General features: G+C 28.2%; 17 protein-coding genes. 15 read left to right on the top strand and 2 right to left on the bottom strand.

Going from position 1 to position 16,580, the window contains the following annotated elements; genetic code table 11:
- Positions 1-93 precede the first annotated feature (93 nt).
- From dnaK to J5A73_RS07150, 4 genes are all read left to right on the top strand, one after another.
- Entirely contained in the window at positions 94-1,920 is a 1,827-nt protein-coding gene (gene dnaK / locus J5A73_RS07165) for a molecular chaperone DnaK (RefSeq protein ID WP_211614411.1), read from the top strand.
- A gap of 170 nt (positions 1,921-2,090) precedes the next feature.
- The gene (locus tag J5A73_RS07160) at positions 2,091-2,972 is read left to right on the top strand and encodes an aldose 1-epimerase family protein (protein ID WP_211614409.1); all 882 of its coding nucleotides are present in this window, start codon (positions 2,091-2,093) and stop codon (positions 2,970-2,972) included.
- Between the two features lie 112 nt (positions 2,973-3,084).
- Positions 3,085-4,263 (top strand): molecular chaperone DnaJ, encoded by a 1,179-nt coding sequence (gene dnaJ / locus J5A73_RS07155; protein ID WP_211614408.1) that lies wholly within the window; start codon positions 3,085-3,087, stop codon positions 4,261-4,263.
- Positions 4,264-4,350: 87 nt separating this feature from the next.
- The gene (locus J5A73_RS07150) at positions 4,351-4,932 is read left to right on the top strand and encodes a helix-hairpin-helix domain-containing protein (RefSeq protein WP_211614406.1); all 582 of its coding nucleotides are present in this window, start codon (positions 4,351-4,353) and stop codon (positions 4,930-4,932) included.
- A 69-nt stretch (positions 4,933-5,001) separates the two neighbouring features.
- Here the strand turns inward: J5A73_RS07150 and J5A73_RS07145 are convergent, their stop codons facing one another.
- The gene (locus J5A73_RS07145) at positions 5,002-6,714 is read right to left on the bottom strand and encodes an NAD(P)/FAD-dependent oxidoreductase (protein ID WP_371813389.1); all 1,713 of its coding nucleotides are present in this window, start codon (positions 6,712-6,714) and stop codon (positions 5,002-5,004) included.
- Positions 6,638-7,870, bottom strand: a complete 1,233-nt coding sequence (locus J5A73_RS07140; protein ID WP_211614404.1) for an aminoacetone oxidase family FAD-binding enzyme — start codon at positions 7,868-7,870, stop codon at positions 6,638-6,640. The genes J5A73_RS07145 and J5A73_RS07140 overlap by 77 nt, the downstream gene beginning before the upstream one ends.
- Positions 7,871-8,085: 215 nt before the next feature.
- Between J5A73_RS07140 and J5A73_RS10515 the strand changes: the two genes are divergently transcribed.
- From J5A73_RS10515 to J5A73_RS07080, 11 genes are all read left to right on the top strand, one after another.
- The gene (locus tag J5A73_RS10515; RefSeq protein ID WP_249069205.1) at positions 8,086-9,618 is read left to right on the top strand and encodes an ABC transporter substrate-binding protein/permease; all 1,533 of its coding nucleotides are present in this window, start codon (positions 8,086-8,088) and stop codon (positions 9,616-9,618) included.
- Complete coding sequence (locus tag J5A73_RS07125) at positions 9,615-10,334, top strand: amino acid ABC transporter ATP-binding protein (protein ID WP_211614401.1); 720 nt, start codon at positions 9,615-9,617, stop codon at positions 10,332-10,334. Before J5A73_RS10515 ends, J5A73_RS07125 begins: the two co-directional genes overlap by 4 nt.
- A 217-nt stretch (positions 10,335-10,551) precedes the next feature.
- A complete protein-coding gene (locus J5A73_RS07120) occupies positions 10,552-10,974 on the top strand; it encodes a type II secretion system protein (protein WP_211614399.1) in 423 nt (140 codons plus the stop codon).
- Between the two features lie 34 nt (positions 10,975-11,008).
- Entirely contained in the window at positions 11,009-11,428 is a 420-nt protein-coding gene (locus J5A73_RS07115) for a prepilin peptidase (protein WP_211617381.1), read from the top strand.
- Between the two features lie 60 nt (positions 11,429-11,488).
- Entirely contained in the window at positions 11,489-11,914 is a 426-nt protein-coding gene (locus tag J5A73_RS07110) for a hypothetical protein (protein ID WP_211614397.1), read from the top strand.
- 45 nt (positions 11,915-11,959) lie between these two features.
- Positions 11,960-12,421 (top strand): hypothetical protein, encoded by a 462-nt coding sequence (locus J5A73_RS07105; protein ID WP_249069202.1) that lies wholly within the window; start codon positions 11,960-11,962, stop codon positions 12,419-12,421.
- A gap of 71 nt (positions 12,422-12,492) precedes the next feature.
- On the top strand, positions 12,493-12,978 hold the full coding sequence (locus J5A73_RS07100; RefSeq protein WP_211614395.1) for a hypothetical protein: 486 nt from the start codon (positions 12,493-12,495) through the stop codon (positions 12,976-12,978).
- A gap of 12 nt (positions 12,979-12,990) precedes the next feature.
- Positions 12,991-14,439, top strand: coding sequence for a hypothetical protein (locus J5A73_RS07095; protein ID WP_211614393.1), 1,449 nt, complete (start codon positions 12,991-12,993; stop codon positions 14,437-14,439).
- A 27-nt stretch (positions 14,440-14,466) separates the two neighbouring features.
- Positions 14,467-14,991 (top strand): hypothetical protein, encoded by a 525-nt coding sequence (locus J5A73_RS07090; protein ID WP_211614392.1) that lies wholly within the window; start codon positions 14,467-14,469, stop codon positions 14,989-14,991.
- Between the two features lie 17 nt (positions 14,992-15,008).
- Complete coding sequence (locus tag J5A73_RS07085) at positions 15,009-16,046, top strand: type II secretion system protein GspD (protein ID WP_211614390.1); 1,038 nt, start codon at positions 15,009-15,011, stop codon at positions 16,044-16,046.
- 35 nt (positions 16,047-16,081) lie between these two features.
- A complete protein-coding gene (locus J5A73_RS07080; protein ID WP_082719398.1) occupies positions 16,082-16,198 on the top strand; it encodes a MarR family transcriptional regulator in 117 nt (38 codons plus the stop codon).
- The last annotated feature ends 382 nt before the right edge of the window (positions 16,199-16,580 follow it).

The following is a 16,580-nucleotide window of genomic DNA, read 5'->3' as shown; positions in this document are numbered from 1 at the left end:
AAAAGTTATAATTTGAAAATTCAAAAAATTGGATTTAAAATAATACTTTTATAAAAAAATTAAATAAATTGAAAATTAAGGAGAATGATATATATGAGTAAAATAATAGGAATAGATTTAGGGACAACAAACAGCTGCGTGGCAGTTATGGAAGGTGGAAACTTTGCGATAATACCAAATAGTGATGGAGGAAGAACTACACCTTCAGTAGTAAATATCAAAGATAATGGAGAAATTATAGTTGGGGAAATTGCTAAAAGACAAGCAATTACAAATCCTGATTCAACAGTAATTTCAATTAAAACACAAATGGGATCAGACTATAAAGTAAATATTCATGGAAAAGATTATACACCACAAGAAATTTCAGCAATGATTTTGAAAAAATTGAAAAAAGATGCAGAAAGCTATTTAGGAGAAACTGTAACAGAAGCAGTAATCACTGTACCAGCTTACTTCACTGATGCTCAAAGACAAGCAACTAAAGATGCAGGAGAAATTGCAGGACTTACAGTAAAAAGAATTATTAATGAACCAACAGCAGCAGCATTATCTTATGGATTAGATAAGAAAAAAGAAGAAAAAGTGTTAGTATTTGACTTAGGTGGAGGTACATTTGACGTATCAGTACTAGAAATTGGAGATGGAGTAGTAGAAGTTATTTCAACTTCAGGAAATAACCACTTAGGTGGGGATAACTTTGACCAAAAAATTATTGACTGGTTAGCTGATGAATTTAAAAAAGAAACTGGAATTGATTTAAGAAATGATAAAATGGCAATTCAAAGATTGAAAGATGCAGCAGAAGACGCTAAGAAAAAATTATCAACTACATTAGAAACACAAATTTCATTACCATTCATTACAATGGATGCAAGTGGACCAAAACATTTGGAAAAGAAATTAACTAGAGCAGCATTTGATGAACTTACCAAAGACTTGGTTGAAGCAACTAAAGGGCCTGTTAAACAAGCGTTGGAAGATGCAAACTTAGATCCAAGCGGAATTGATGAAATCTTATTAGTTGGTGGATCAACAAGAATCCCAGCAGTTCAAGAATGGGTTAAATCATTCTTTGGAAAAGAACCTAATAAATCAATTAACCCTGATGAAGTTGTAGCAGCAGGAGCAGCTATTCAAGGTGGAGTATTAATGGGAGACGTTAAAGACGTATTGTTATTAGATGTAACTCCATTGTCATTAGGAATTGAAACAATGGGTGGAGTATTTACTAAGATCATTGATAGAAATACTACTGTGCCAGTTAAAAAATCACAAGTGTTCTCAACAGCAGCAGATAATCAACCAGCAGTATCAATCGTTGTATTGCAAGGGGAAAGAGCTAGAGCGGCTGACAACCATAAATTAGGAGAATTTAACTTAAACGACATCCCACCTGCACCAAGAGGAGTACCTCAAATCGAAGTAACATTTGATATTGATGCAAATGGTATCGTGCATGTATCTGCTAAAGATTTAGGAACAGGAAAAGAAAATACAGTAACAATTTCTGGTTCATCTAATTTGTCTAAAGAAGACATCGAAAAAATGAAAAAAGATGCTGAGGCAAATGAAGCTGAAGATGCTAAATTTAAAGAATTAGTAGAAGCTAGAAACCAAGCTGACCAATTAGTAATTGCAACTGAAAAAACTATAAAAGAAAATGAATCTAAATTGCAAGGAACTGAAAAAGAAGACATCGAAAAAGCAATTGAAGAATTGAAGAAAGTAAAAGATGGAGACGACATCGAAGCAATCAGAAAAGGAATTGAAGAATTGTCGAAAGTATCTCAAGGATTTGCAACTAGAATGTACCAAGAAGCAGCAGCGACTCAACAACAAGCACAAGGTGGAACTGAAGGAAATGCAGATAATGGTTCTTCTGAAGATGATGTTCAAGATGCAGAAATTGTTGATTAATTAGCTGATTGATTAAAAAATAAGAAATTTAAATAAGAATATTATGAAGGAAGGGGAAGTTTTTCTCCTTCTTTTGTAGAAATAGTTGATTTTTAAAAAAGTATCTGGAATTATTGGATTTGGAATTAAAGTTATATAAAAATAAATTCTTTATAGAGGATGTGTTAAAGATGGAAAGTACAATAAATACCCTAAAATATGGAAATATTGAAATTGCAGTTGCAAATAGAGGAGCAGAATTACAAAGTTATAAAGTAAATGGAGAAGAGTTTATGTGGGACAGGAAGCCTGAGTTTTGGGCTGCTAGTTCGCCTGTGCTATTTCCGTTTGTTGGGACTATAAAAAATGGGGCTTATAGTTACAACGGAAAAGAATATAAAATTTCTACACGGCATGGGTTTGCTCGGACTGAGGATTTTGAACTGGTTGAGAAGACTGAAAATTCTTTGAAATTTAGATTTTCTTCAAATAAGGAAACTTTGGAGAAGTATCCATTTGATTTTGAATTGTTTATAACTTATACAATTGTTGGAAATACTTTGGAAATTGAGTACAATGTTGTAAATAAAAATAATTCTGATATGTATTTTTCACTTGGAACACATCCTGCATTTGCACTTGATGTAAATGATGACATAAAATTGAGTGATTATTATTTGGAATTTGAGAAAAATGAGACTTCAAAGAAATATAAATTGAATGAAAAAGGGCTTGTTTTAGATGAAAAAGCTGATTGCTTGAACAATGAGAATAAATTGAAGATTACTGAAAAGGTTTTTGATGATGATGCGATAATATTCGATGATTTGAAATCAGAAAAAGTTACAATAAAAAATAGTAAAAATTCTAAAAAATTGAGTGTTGAATATAACGGATTTCCTTATATTGCATTTTGGAGCAAGCCAAAAGCACCGTTTGTGTGCATAGAACCTTGGTATGGAATTTCAGATTTTGAAGATTGCACAGGAAAACTGGAAGAGAAAAAAGGAATATTAAAATTGGAAAAAGATAAGATTTTTACTGCAAAATTAGTGATTGAAGGGAAATTATAAAAAATTATACAGATAAAAAAGAGAGAAACTCTTTTTTGAAACATTGAAATAAAAGCAAAATAATGCGAAAGAAAGGAGTACATCTCTGAAAAAAAGGAGGTGTAATTGAAAAATGGCAAAAAGAGATTATTATGAAGTGCTTGGAGTAGCAAAAAATGCAAGTGAATCAGATATAAAAAAGGCGTATAGAAAAGCGGCGATGAAATATCACCCAGATAAATTTGCTAATTCGTCAGATGCTGAAAAAAAGGATGCGGAAGAAAAATTTAAAGAAATAAATGAGGCTTATGAAATTTTGTCAGATGCACAGAAAAAAGCAGCTTATGATCAATATGGACATGCGGCATTTGAAAATGGTGCTGGTGGAGCCGGAGCTGGTGGTTTTGGTGGCTTTAGCGGATTTGGAAATGGTCAAGGATTTGATTTTGAAGATTTGGGAGATATTTTTGGAAGCTTTTTTGGTGGAGGTGGAAGAAGCCGAAGTCAAGGTCCAAAAGTTAATCAAGGAGAAGATTTACGATATAATCTTACTTTAATATTGGAAGAAGTTGCAAATGGTGTAGAAAAAGAGATTAAATATAAAAGAGATGGGAAATGTAAACATTGTCACGGCTCTGGAGCAGAAGCTGGAAGTCATATGAAAACTTGTACTAAATGTAATGGTTCTGGACATATAAGAGTGCAGCAAAGATCTATTTTTGGAATGCAAGTTATGACACAAGAATGTGATATGTGCCACGGAACTGGAAAAGTACCTGAAAAAGTTTGTAGTCATTGTCATGGAACTGGAGTGGAACATGAAACAGTTACAAGAAAAATAAAAATACCAGCTGGAGTGGAAACTGGTCAAAGACTTGTTGTAAGAGATGGCGGAAATGCTGGAAGAAATGATGGAATCTACGGAGATTTATACATATTTATAACGGTTAAAAAACATGAAATATTTGAGCGAGAAGGACTTGATATTTATTGTGATGTTCCAGTTGGAATTACAACAGCAATTTTAGGGGGAGAAATTGAAGTGCCAACTCTTTCTGGAAAAGTAAAAATAAAAATAGCTGAAGGCACACAAAATGGAAAAGAATATAAATTGAGGGATAAAGGAATAAGTTATGGAACTAGAAAAGGTTCTGAAATAATTAGAATAAAAATTGAAACTCCAACAAATTTGTCTGAAAAACAAAAAAATATTTTAAGGGAATTTGATGGTTCGCTAGAAAATAAAAATTATAAAGAAGGTAAATCATTTAAAGATAAAATAAAAAGATTTTTTAGTAAATTTGAAAATTAAATAAAATTTATTAAATTAAAAAAATAAAAAAATTAAAGTTTTGAAAATATAATTTAAAAAAATAAAAAAATCTGGGGGGATTTGATTATGAAAATAAAATATATTATTATTTTTATTGTGCTTTTAATTGTGGGAAATTTTTTTAGACTTTTTATTGAGGATAAAAATAAGCCGAATGTTGAAATTAGTAAAGAAGTCAATTATAAAAAAGAAAAAGCTAAAGAAAACAGCGATTTGACTAAAAAAAAGAAAAAATTTGATGTAAACAGTGTTGAATATGCGGATTTATTGAAATTAGGATTTTCGAAGTCAAAGGCGGATAACATTATAAAATTTCGAGATGAAACTGGAATAATTTTAGATATTGAAGATATGAAAAATGTTGAAAGATTTGGAAAATCGGGATTGGAAATTTCTAAAAAATATCTTTTTGTTGATAAAGAAAAAATAAAAAATCCAAAAGAAAATTATGGCAGAGAAATTGCAAAATATAATATTAATAAATGCGGTGAAAAAGAATTAAAAAGAATTGGATTTACAGCAAAAGAAATAAAAAAAATACTTTTGGAACTTGAGAACGGAAGTATTCGCTCAAATTTAGATTTAGAAAAAATTATCGGAAGTAAAAGATATTCAGAAATAGAAAATAAAATAAAATTTATTGATTAAATTTAAGAATAAAAAATTTAAGAGTGTATATAAAAAATTACACTCTTTTTTTATTTTAATTTGAAAAATTTATTTATTCGTCAAATTTTGAAAATAGTCAATAACAAATTCAGCACATTTCACTCCATCAACGGCAGCAGACATTATTCCACCAGCATATCCAGCACCTTCTCCACAAGGCATAATTCCTTCAATATTGGCAAAAAATTTTTCATTTCTTGGAATTTTTACAGGAGATGAACTTCTACTTTCCACACCAGTTAAAATGGCATCATAATTTGCAAATCCTTTTATTTTTTTGTCCATAAGCGTGATTCCTTCTTTTAGAGAAGAGTTTATATATTCAGGAAAAATCTGATTTAAGTCGGCAAATTTGTAATCTGCAAGGTAACTTGGCTTTACATTTCCTAATTTTTTTGAAACTTTATTATTTAAAAAATCTCCAAATAGCTGAACGGGAGCTTTGTAGTCACTTCCACCAAGAATAAAGGCTTTTTCTTCCAATTTTCGCTGAAACTCAATCCCAGCAAGAACTGAATTTCCTTCAAAATCATCTGGAAAAACATTTACTAAAATTGCCGAATTTGCGTTTTCTAGATTTCTTTTAGAATAACTCATTCCATTTACAACTAACCTATTTTCTTCGCTTGCAGACGGTACTACAACTCCGCCGGGACACATGCAAAAAGTGTAAACTCCTCTTCCATTAGAAGTTTTGACATTTAATTTGTACTCGGCAGATGGCAACTTATCAGCAAATTTTCCGTATTGAGCTCTATTTACCATGCTTTGCTTGTGTTCGATTCTAACTCCCACAGAAAAAATTTTTCGCTCCATTTGAACTTTTTCTTCGTTTAACATATGAAAAGTTTCTCTTGCACTATGTCCAATTGCCAAAACTGCAATATTTGTTGAAATAGTATATTTTTTTTTATTTTTTAAATCTTCAACTTCAATTTCTTTCAATTTATTATTTTTGTAATTAATTTTTGTAAGTTTTGTGCAAAATCTATATTCTCCGCCAAGACTTTCAATTTTTTTTCTTATGTTTTTCATAATTCCAATAAGTTTGTCCGTTCCAATGTGCGGTTTTGACATGTAACTTATTTTTTTCTCGGCTCCTGCTAAAATTAGTTCATCATAAATTTTTTGCATTCTAAAATTATTTGTATTAGTGTTTAATTTTCCGTCAGAAAAAGTGCCAGCTCCACCTTCACCAAATTGTACATTTGAATATTTATTCAATTTTCTTGTCTTAAAAAAATTGTAGACATCTTTTTTTCTCTCGTCGACATTTTTTCCCTGCTCAATAATAATCGGTTTAAGTCCAGCTTCAGCCATCACAAGTCCCGCAAAAATGCCAGCAGGTCCGCTTCCAACTACAACGGGTCTTTTTATTTTCTCATTTTCAGAAAAATTTTCTATTTTTGAAATAGAATAAATTTGTTTTTCAAATTTTTTTATATTTTTAATATTTTCAAATTTTTTTTCGTTTTCAAGCTCGATATTTATAGCATAAACAAAGACAACATTATTTTTTTTTCTGGCATCAATCGCCTGTCCTGCAATTTCAAAACTTTTTATCTCATTTTTATTAATTTTATAAAGTTTGCAGACAACATTTTTTAAGTCGTTCTCGTTATGTTTTACAGGCATTTTTATATTATTAATTTTAAGCATTTCTTTTCCTTTCACATTTTTTTCATTAAACATTTTCTCCAGCAAATTTTCCACTCGCCCAGGCCCAATGTAAGTTAAATCCACCACATTCACCGTAGACATCCATAACTTCTCCAGCAAAATAAAGCCCTTTTGTTTTTTTTGACTCCAAATTTTCTAGATTTATTTCGCTCAAAGGAATTCCGCCGGCGGTAACTTGTGCGTTTTTAAAGCCGTTTGTATCCAATATTTTTATTTTATATTTTTTTAAAATTGTACATATTTTTTTTATTTCATTGTCGGTAAGTTCTGAAATATTTTTTGACAATTTTGGAATTCCCGACATTTTAGTCAAAAATTGACCTAATTTTTTGTTAATCATTCCATTAAAATATTGCTCCATTGTCATATTTTTTAGTATTTCCCGTCTCTTTTTCAAAATCGTAAAAAGATTATTATAATCAAATTTTGGCATAAAATCAACTTCAAATTCAACTTCTTTGTAAAGTGGAAAAACAAAAGAAATATTAAAGACTACATTTCCTGAAATTCCGTAATCAGTAAATAGCAGCTCTCCTTCATAGGTACAAATTTTCTCAAATTTATCTTCATTTTTTCCAAAAGCGCTGACTTTTGCATCTAATTTTATTCCACGCAATCCTTTTATTTTGTGCTTTTCAGTTTTTAGCTGAACAATTGTTGGCACAAGTTTTGTTAAACTGTGACCAAAATTTTCTGCAATTTGGTAGCCACTTCCGTTTGAACCAAGTTCAGGATAAGAAATTCCGCCTGTTGCAAGAATTATTTTTTTCGAGTTAATTTGTCTTTTATCTTCGGAAAAAATTTTAAATTCAAACATTTCTTTTGTGACTTTTGTGACATAAAAATCAGTATAAATTGGAATTCCAAGATTTTGTGCATAGAATCTTAGTCCATCTACAATTGACGCAGCTTGTCCGCTAAGTGGATAAAGTTTTCCACGACTTTCTTCGTTGCAAATGATTCCAACTTTATTTTCAAAAAAGTCAATTACATCAGTTGGCAAAAAATTATTTAAAATATGATTTATATCCTGTTTTTGTTTTTCAATCCCAAAGTAATTTTCATTTGTTGCATTGACATTACTCAAATTACATCGTCCATTTCCCGTGACCAAAACTTTTTTCAAAATTCTATCTTTTCGCTCTAAAATAACGACATCTCTTCCATTTTTTTTAGCAGTAATCGCTGCCATAAGTCCAGCTGCTCCACCGCCAATAACAGTTACTTCTGTTTTCAATTTTATACTCCTTATCAAATTATTAAATTAAAATTTTTTATTATCAAATAAATTATATCATTTTAGTCATTTTTTTTCATCAAAATTTTAAAAGTTTTATTATAAATTTGATTATATTTTCTTTGACAATATATTTTTTTTGTAGTAAAATTTATGCATTGAGAAAGTTTTGATTATTTTTAGAAGAAATTTTAATTTGAAATTTAGGAGGAAGAATGAAAAAAAGGACATTAGTTTTAGTGTCGCTAGTATTGACAATTTTAATATTTTTTACAGCTTGTGGAAAAAAAGATGCAAAAAATCCAAATGCAAAGACAGGTAAAAAATATATTATTGCAGTAGATTTGATTTATCCGCCGTTTTCTTTTAAGGAGAATAATGTGGATAAGGGAATTGATGTGGATTTGATGAAGGCGGTGGCGAAAACTCAAGGATTTGAAGTGGAAATTCAGCCGATGGATTTTGGAGGAATTATTCCTGCGATGGAATCTGGACAAATTGATGGTGCGATTGCGGGAGCGAACATTACCGAGGAAAGAAAAAAGGTTGTTGATTTTTCTGATCCATATTACGATACAGGAATTGTTGCGATAGTTCATAAAGATAATAATACGATAAAAACTGGAAAAGATTTGGTTGGAAAAAGACTTGCGGTTAAAAGTGGAACTGCAGGAGAAAGATATGTTCAAGAAAATTTGAAAGGGAAATCTGAAGTAAGAATTTATGATGATACAGTTTCAATGTTAAAGGCGGTTGAAAATAAACAGGCTGATGCAGGATTTGAAGATTTGCCAGTAGTTTTGTATACTTTAAATCAAGATCCAGATACGCAGTTAAAAGTTGGAACTGGAAAGTTGACAAATGTTGGAAATGGATTTATGGTAAAAAAGGGGACTCACAAAGAGTTGCTGGAAGAGTTTAACAAAGGTTTGAAGACTTTAAGACAAAATGGCGAATATCAAAAAATTGTGGATAGATACACTAAAGGTGGAAAAACTGTGGAAAAAGGCGGAATTGCTGGAGTTATTGATTCCTACAAGGGAATTTTGACTGGTTACGGACTAAAGTTTTTAAGAGGACTTGCAGTTACTATTTATATTACAGTTGTTTCGTTATTTTTTGCAACATTGATTGGTTTAGGAATAGGATATTTAAATTTTGTGCCGACAGATAAAAAAGGTTTTCATTCTAAAATGATAAAAGTTTCGCAATTTTTAGGAAAAGAATATATTGATTTAATAAGGGGAACTCCGCTTATGGTTCAGACAATATTCTTTTATTTTGGAGTTGTGCCATTACTTCCAAAACTTTTAAAATTCACATTTCATTTGAGCAGTGAGCCAGGAATGCTGTCTCCTGAAGTTTCTGGAATAATTATAATTGCATTAAATGCTGGAGCATTTTTAGCTGAAATTTTTAGAGGCGGAATACAGGCTATTGACAAAGGACAAATGGAAGCGGCTAGAAGTTTGGGGCTTTCTTTTAACAAGTCGATGACCAAAGTAATTTTGCCACAGGCTATTAAAAATATGATTCCTGCCATTTTAAATCAGTTTATAAGTTCACTAAAAGATACTTCCTTATTAGTTGTAATTGGAGTGGCAGATTTGATGAAAGAAGGGCAAGTTGCTTATAAAACTAATTTTAAAACATTTGAAACGATGCTTATAGTTGCGGCAATTTACTATATAGTAATTAAATTATTGTCTAAATTGTTCAAGAAAGTGGAGGATAAGTTAAAAGTATGATTAAAGTAGAAAATTTGAAAAAACAGTATGGAGATAATGTTGTTTTAAAAGATATAAGCCTTTATGTAGAAAAAGGGGAAGCAATAAGTGTGATTGGGCCGTCAGGTTCGGGGAAAAGTACATTTTTAAGATGTATAAATGGGCTTGAAGAACTATCTGACGGACATATTTGCGTGGATGAATTTGACCTTGCGGATAAAAATTTGAACATTGACAAATTTCGTGAAAAAGTTGGAATGGTTTTTCAAAATTTTAATTTATTTCCACATTTAACAGTTTTGCAAAATATAATTTTAGCTCCAGTAACGCTAAAAAAAGTGACAAAGCTAGAAGCTATAAAATTGGGAAAAGAACTGCTTGAAAAAGTTGGACTTTTAGATAAAGCCGATGTTTATCCATCAAGTTTGTCTGGTGGGCAAAAACAAAGAGTGGCAATTGCAAGAGCTCTCGCTATGAAACCGGAAGCATTACTGTTTGATGAGCCGACAAGTGCATTAGATCCTGAGATGGTTGGAGAAGTTTTGAAAGTTATGAAGGATTTGGCTAAAGAAGGAATGACAATGATTGTTGTGACGCATGAAATGGGATTTGCAAGGGAAGTTTGTGACAGAGTCATTTTTATGGCTGATGGTGAAATTGTGGAGCAGGGAAAACCTGAAGAAGTGTTTTTGAATCCAAAAAATGAGAGAACTCAGAATTTTTTAAAAGTTTTATAAAAAATTTATTTTTAAAATTAAAAAAGATAATTATGAATATATTTATTTAAGAATTATTGAGAAAATAATAAGATTTTATTCTTATTATTTTTTTTATTAATTAATTTTTGAGTTTTTTGTCAATGTTAATAATTAAAAATTAAAAAAACATTGACAAAATTTAAAAAATATTGTATAAATAATTAATAAAAAATTAAATAAAAAGGAGGGCAAAAAAATGAATGGGAAAATTGAAAAGATTAAGAGTGAAAAAACCTTTGGCAAAAAAGCAAAAAAAGGTTTTACGCTTATTGAAGTGATATTGGTCGTGGCAATTATTACGATAATTTCTGCGATTGCAATACCGCAAGTTGGAAAATACTTGAACAAAGCTAATAGGAGTAAAGTTATTGGTGCGATTTCTGAGTTAAATAACACGACAACATCTTGGAGCATTGATCATAGCGGAGATGCACCCAAAAATTTGCAGGAGATTTTGACGGAGCAGGGAAATTTGAATAAACTTGGAATTGGACTGGATAATAGTGGAAAATTTAAAATTGGTAATATTCAAGGACAAATAATTTATCAGGATGGTGAAATTTTTGCTAAAATTGACGCTAGCAGTAAGGCTTTTCCTGGAGAAGAGATAAAGAGATGATAGTAATTTTTTTGTTGATTTTAAAGTATTTTGCATTTTTAGTATTTTTGTAAATGATGTGAAAAAAAAGCTGATATATGACAGAGATATTTTGTTTTTAGTTCTAATAGGATTATTTTCTGCTGTTAAATTTAATGATCTGGGAAATTATTATTTGGGAGCAAGTGGATATTTAATGCCATTGTTGGCACTTTATATTTTGGAAGATTATTTTAAAAAAAGTTTGATTGGCTTTGGAGATGTGAAACTTATGATGGGAATAGGTGGATTATTTCGATACAATGGAGTAGAAAATATTTTTAAATTTTATACAGTTTTATATATTTTTTCAGGAATTATTGTATTATTTTTATTATTTTTTAAGAAACTTCAAAAATATGAATATATTCCGTTTGCACCGTTTATTATTGTGAGTTACATATTTTTTAATCATTTTAAAATATTTTTTGATTAAAAGAAAAATTAAAAGAGAAAATAGAAAAGATAAAGAAGGGAAAAGGGGAAAAATAAAAAAATGAGAAAAGATAAGGGGGAAACTTTAGTTGAAAGTTTGATTTCAATGTTTTTTGTAACACTTGCAATTGTTCCACTATCAAATTTATTCTTAAAAACCTTAAAGATAAATACTAAAATAGATAATATAAATACTCAAAATATAGAAATTTCAAATATGATTGAGCTTATAAAAGATAAAAAATATGAAGAAGTGAATAATTTTTCTGGAAAATATGAAATTTCAAATACAAACGATTTTTATAATAAATTTTTGATTGAGAGAAAATATCAGATTTTAAAAAATATTGATTTTACAAAAAATAAAATTCAAATAAAAATTGAAAAAACAGATGGATTTTATTTGAATGAAAAAGGCGAAAAAGAATATATTTTTAAAATAATTGCAAATAAAATGAACGATTATTATTTTCCAAATTTTTTATAGCGCAAATTTAAAATAAATTTAAATAAATTTGAAAAGAGGAAAATTGTGAAAAATAAAAAAAGAGGTTATTTGCTTTTGGAAATTATGCTAAGTATGTTTTTATTTTCAGTCATAGTTTTTGTAGTTTCGATTTTTTTAAAAAGAGTTGTCATAATTGAGAAAATGAAAAAAAATAATCAAAAAAGTTATGAAAATTTGTATTTTTCGTTGGATAAAATTGTGGAAAATTTAAAAAATAGAGATAAAGATGAATTTTTTTATGAAAATGAAAATAAAAATATTCATATTTTTAAAAATAAAATTATTTATAAAACAGATGGAATCTTATATAAAATTGAATTTGAAAATAAAAAAATGTATATTTCGGATACGGAAAATAAAAGTAGTTTTGGAAGTAGAACAGTGATTTCAAATTTAGAAAATTTAGAATTTGAAAAAATTGGCGAAATTCTTGTCATAAAAATAAAAAATTTTGGAAAAGATGAAATTAGAGTTGTGAAAATATGATAAAAGGGGATTTTTTAAAATGAAAAAAAAATTTAGGAGCAAGTCTTATTTATGTGTTAATTGCACTCTCGATGATAACTGTGTTTTCGACAAATTTTATATTTTTTGTAAAACAGAAATCGGATGTAGTTTTTTTGAAAAATACAGAAAAAAAATTAGATAAAAAAACTTTTGTTGAAAAAGAGTTGGAGAATGCGAAAAGATTTGTGAAAAATGGCGTGACTTTTGAGAATAATCAGGTTGAAATAGAAAAAGAAGAATTTTATTTTGATACGAATTTACAAAAAGTAGAAAATAATTTGAGAGCAGAAAATTTGATATTTTTGCCAAAAAATGCGCAAAGTATTGGTGGATTTACTGTAAAAAGTATTAAAAACAGTAGTGAAAATGAATATTTTTTGCCACTTGATAAAAATACAGTTTATGGTGATTTGGAAGTTATTTTTGAAAGAAAAATTTTGGATATGGAAATTTTTTATAAAGAGAAAATTTCTTTTAAGCGAAAAAATGCAACACTTGTGGAAATGAGTGTTTTGAGCAGTGAAATTTTAAAATAGAGGAGGAATTTTTTGGAAAGTTTGAAGATATATTTAAGAAGCGAAAATAAAATTTATCTTTTTTATGAAAATGAAATATATTTTTATGAAAATCAGGAATTATCAAATGTTTTGGAAAATTTTTTGGAAGAAAATAGTTTTGACAAAACGGAATTTAAAAAAAATGTGGAAGTCAGTTTTATTTTGCATTTTTCATATTTTGATTTTGAAAATTTTCAAAATTTTGAAAATTATAAAGAAGAAAAAAATAAAAACAAAAAGAAAAATAATTATGAAGAAGATAAAAACGAAAATAAAGAAGAAAATAAAAAAGAAAATAAAAATAAAAATAAAAATTATGAAACAAAAAAAATTTTTAAAAATAATAAATTTGTTTGCAAAAAATTTATTTTGGATTATGTAAACGATGAATATTTGAATCTTTATTTGGAGAAAAATAAAATTTCAAGATTAAAAAAAATAGTAAAAAAATATTTTTTGAAAATTTCAGAAATAAAAATTGATTTTCAAGCAATTTATAATTTTTATAAAAATAAAAATTTAGAATTTGAAAGTGAAAGTCAAAATCAAAATCAGAAAGAAAACAAAAATAATTATGAAGAAGAAAAAAATAAAGAAGAAAATTTATTTTTTGAAAATCAAAAAGAAAATAAAAATAAAAAAGAAGATGAAGAAATTAAAATTGTTCAAATAGAAGATATTGGTGTTGAACAAACTATAGACAAAGAAAGTTTGGAAAATGAAAATTTGAAAAGTGAAAAAATTGAAATTTTTCAAATTGGGGAAGAAAATAGTTTACGCATGGTAATTTTTGATGAGAAGATAACGGAATTGGAAAAAGTTGAGTTAAGACTTTCTGATATTGAAGAAATTAGTGAATTTGACTTTGGAGATATGATTGTTTTTACTGATACGGAAGAAGAAATTAAAACAATTTTTTCAGGTAGTGAACTTTTTGAAACTCCAAATTTCGTGGAAAATGAAAGTTTTTTTGATGCAAAAAGTTTGAAAGAGATAAAAATTTTGGATGTGGCGACAGTTTTATTTTTGTTTCTTGGATATTTTCTTTTGAGTAATTTTATGAATAATGAAAAATTAAAAAAAGAAAACGAAAATATAAAAGTTCAGACGAAAATTTTGGAAAAAAATTATTTGAAAAAGAAAGACGAAGAAATTCCTGATTATACGAAAGAATTAAAAATATTAAAAGATATTGATAATTCGATTGAGCGAGATGAGTTTTATTCATATATAAAATTTTTAGTTGAAAACAGTAAAAAAGGGGTAGATTATACAAAAATTAATTATGAAAATTCAAAGTGGACGGTTTCTGGCGAGTTAAAAAATTTTGAAAATTTTGAAAAATTTGAAAATAGTATTTTGAAAAAATATCCCAATTCTGAACTTGGATATTTAAAAGATAACGATGAAGCGACGATGTTTGAATATGTCATTAAATAATTTTAGGAAAAGTGGGAAAAGTATAAAATGAGAAAAATAAATTTAAAAATGATGATAATTGCTGTAATTACAGTTTTTTTGGCGATAAACTTAAATTTAAAATATAATGAACATAAAGAGCTTTTGGAAAATAAAAAAATGCTTTTGGAGAATAAAGAAAAGTTTGAGAAAAAAATTATTGAAATAGAAACTGAGAAATCACTTGAAAAAGAAAAAAATATAGCTGATTATGACAAAATTATAATGCTTACAAAAAGACTTTCTTTTTTTTCAATAAAAAATGAATCGGAGTTTAAAAAGATGATTTATATTTTTGCTCACGAAAGTGATTTAAAAATGAAAGAAATTTCAAAAGCAGAAAATGTTTGGGAGAAAAACGGATATAAATTAAAATATATCCATTTTACAACTTTTGGAAGTTTAAATGATTTTGGGAAATTTTTGTATTTAATTAATAAAAGTAAAAGATATATTGATACTTCAAGATTGTTTATTGAGCTTACAAGTGATGAATTTAAAATTTCGATAGGGTTTATTGAGAAAAAATTGTAAAAGTAAAAGGGGGAAAGATGAGGAAAATAAGTTTTATTTTATATGCCATTATTTTTTTTAGCAATACTTTTTCAGCAAAGGTTACGGATTATGTAAATAAAAATGATGCGCAAAATATGAAAAAAATATTTATTTACAAAGTGCCGAAAGAAAATAAAAAGATTGAAAATAATAGTGTAAATAATAAAAACATACAACAAAAGCAAGTAAAGACTTCTGAAAATAAGACACCTAAACAGATAAAACAAACTTCAAAGATTGAAAATAATAAAAAAGAAGTTCCAAAAATAGAAAGTTCAAAGATTGAAAATAATAAAAAAGATGAAATAAAAAATAAGACAGGAGAAATTGAGTTTGAATATAGAGATGCAAAAGAAATTTCAGAAGCATTAAATGGATTTGAAAAATTTGAAATTATCGGTGTAGGAAATAAAATTATTTTTAGTGGAGATGAGAAAAAATTTGAGGAGATGAAAAAGATAATAAAATCTTTTGACAGTCCAAAAGAACAAGTTATAATAAAAGGAACAATAATTGATACAAGTTCAAATTTATTTGAGCGGCTTGGAATTGATTGGTCAATAAATTCAGATTCTGGAAATGCTGGGAAAAATAATTTGGTTGCAAAATTTTTAAACGGAGAAATTTCAATTGGCTCGATATTTTCTGCGGGAGGAAAATTTTTAGGAGTTGACTTTAATATGTTAAAAGAAAATGGGGATATAAGAATAGAAGCTATGCCGACACTTATGATTATGGAAAAGGAAGAAGGAGAATTAAAAGTTACGGAAGAAGTGATTGTGGGTGAAAAAAAAGTGACTAAAAATAATGAAGATTACATTGAGCCGATATTTTCAGAAGCGGGAATAGTCTTTAAAATAATTCCAGAAATAAAAAAAATAAATGGAGTAAAAAAAATATTGTTAAAACTTGACACAGAAATAAGTAATTTTAAATTGACTTCAACTTATAAAGAATCTTCTGGAGCAAAACAAAAAAATCAGACACGAACTACGATAACATTGAATGATGGCGGTTCAACATTTATTAAATAGTGCAAGAACACTCGCGACTTTAGTCGTGAGATGAATTGCACAAAAATTTTAGTAAGCATATAGGGAAACTTGTATGTAGACACGGAGCAAAACCGTGCAACAAAGAAACTGAACTGCTGGGAACTCTTAAAGCTAGTATAACCACAACATAATACCTAAGTGAATGGTATAGGTGTGATGGTGGCGAAAGCAGAAAAAATATACTAGATGATGCAAGGTTAAATCCTAAACATTATGATAATAGACAATCAGCAGCTAATCCTGAAAAGGAAAGTTCAACGACTATCCCTCGTGAGGGGAGTACAATACAAGCGATAGGTATTGGAAGTGGTTTCGCCTAAGTCCTTGAAATAGGATATGGATAAGATATAGTCTGTGCTTGTTAGAGATAACAAGAAGTTCATAAGAGAACTGCATAAATGGTAGCGTATTTATGTGAACAATGCTTCCCACTGTTGTGGGGTTTTAAAAACTTTAAAAATATTTAAAAATAAACAGATAAAATGTAGAATACATGGTATAATATCTCTGGTG

It is taken from the genome of Leptotrichia sp. oral taxon 218, from assembly GCF_018128225.1.
GTDB lineage: Bacteria > Fusobacteriota > Fusobacteriia > Fusobacteriales > Leptotrichiaceae > Leptotrichia.
Note: the sequence above shows the minus strand (reverse complement) of the source record. Positions and strands in the feature narration are given on the sequence as shown.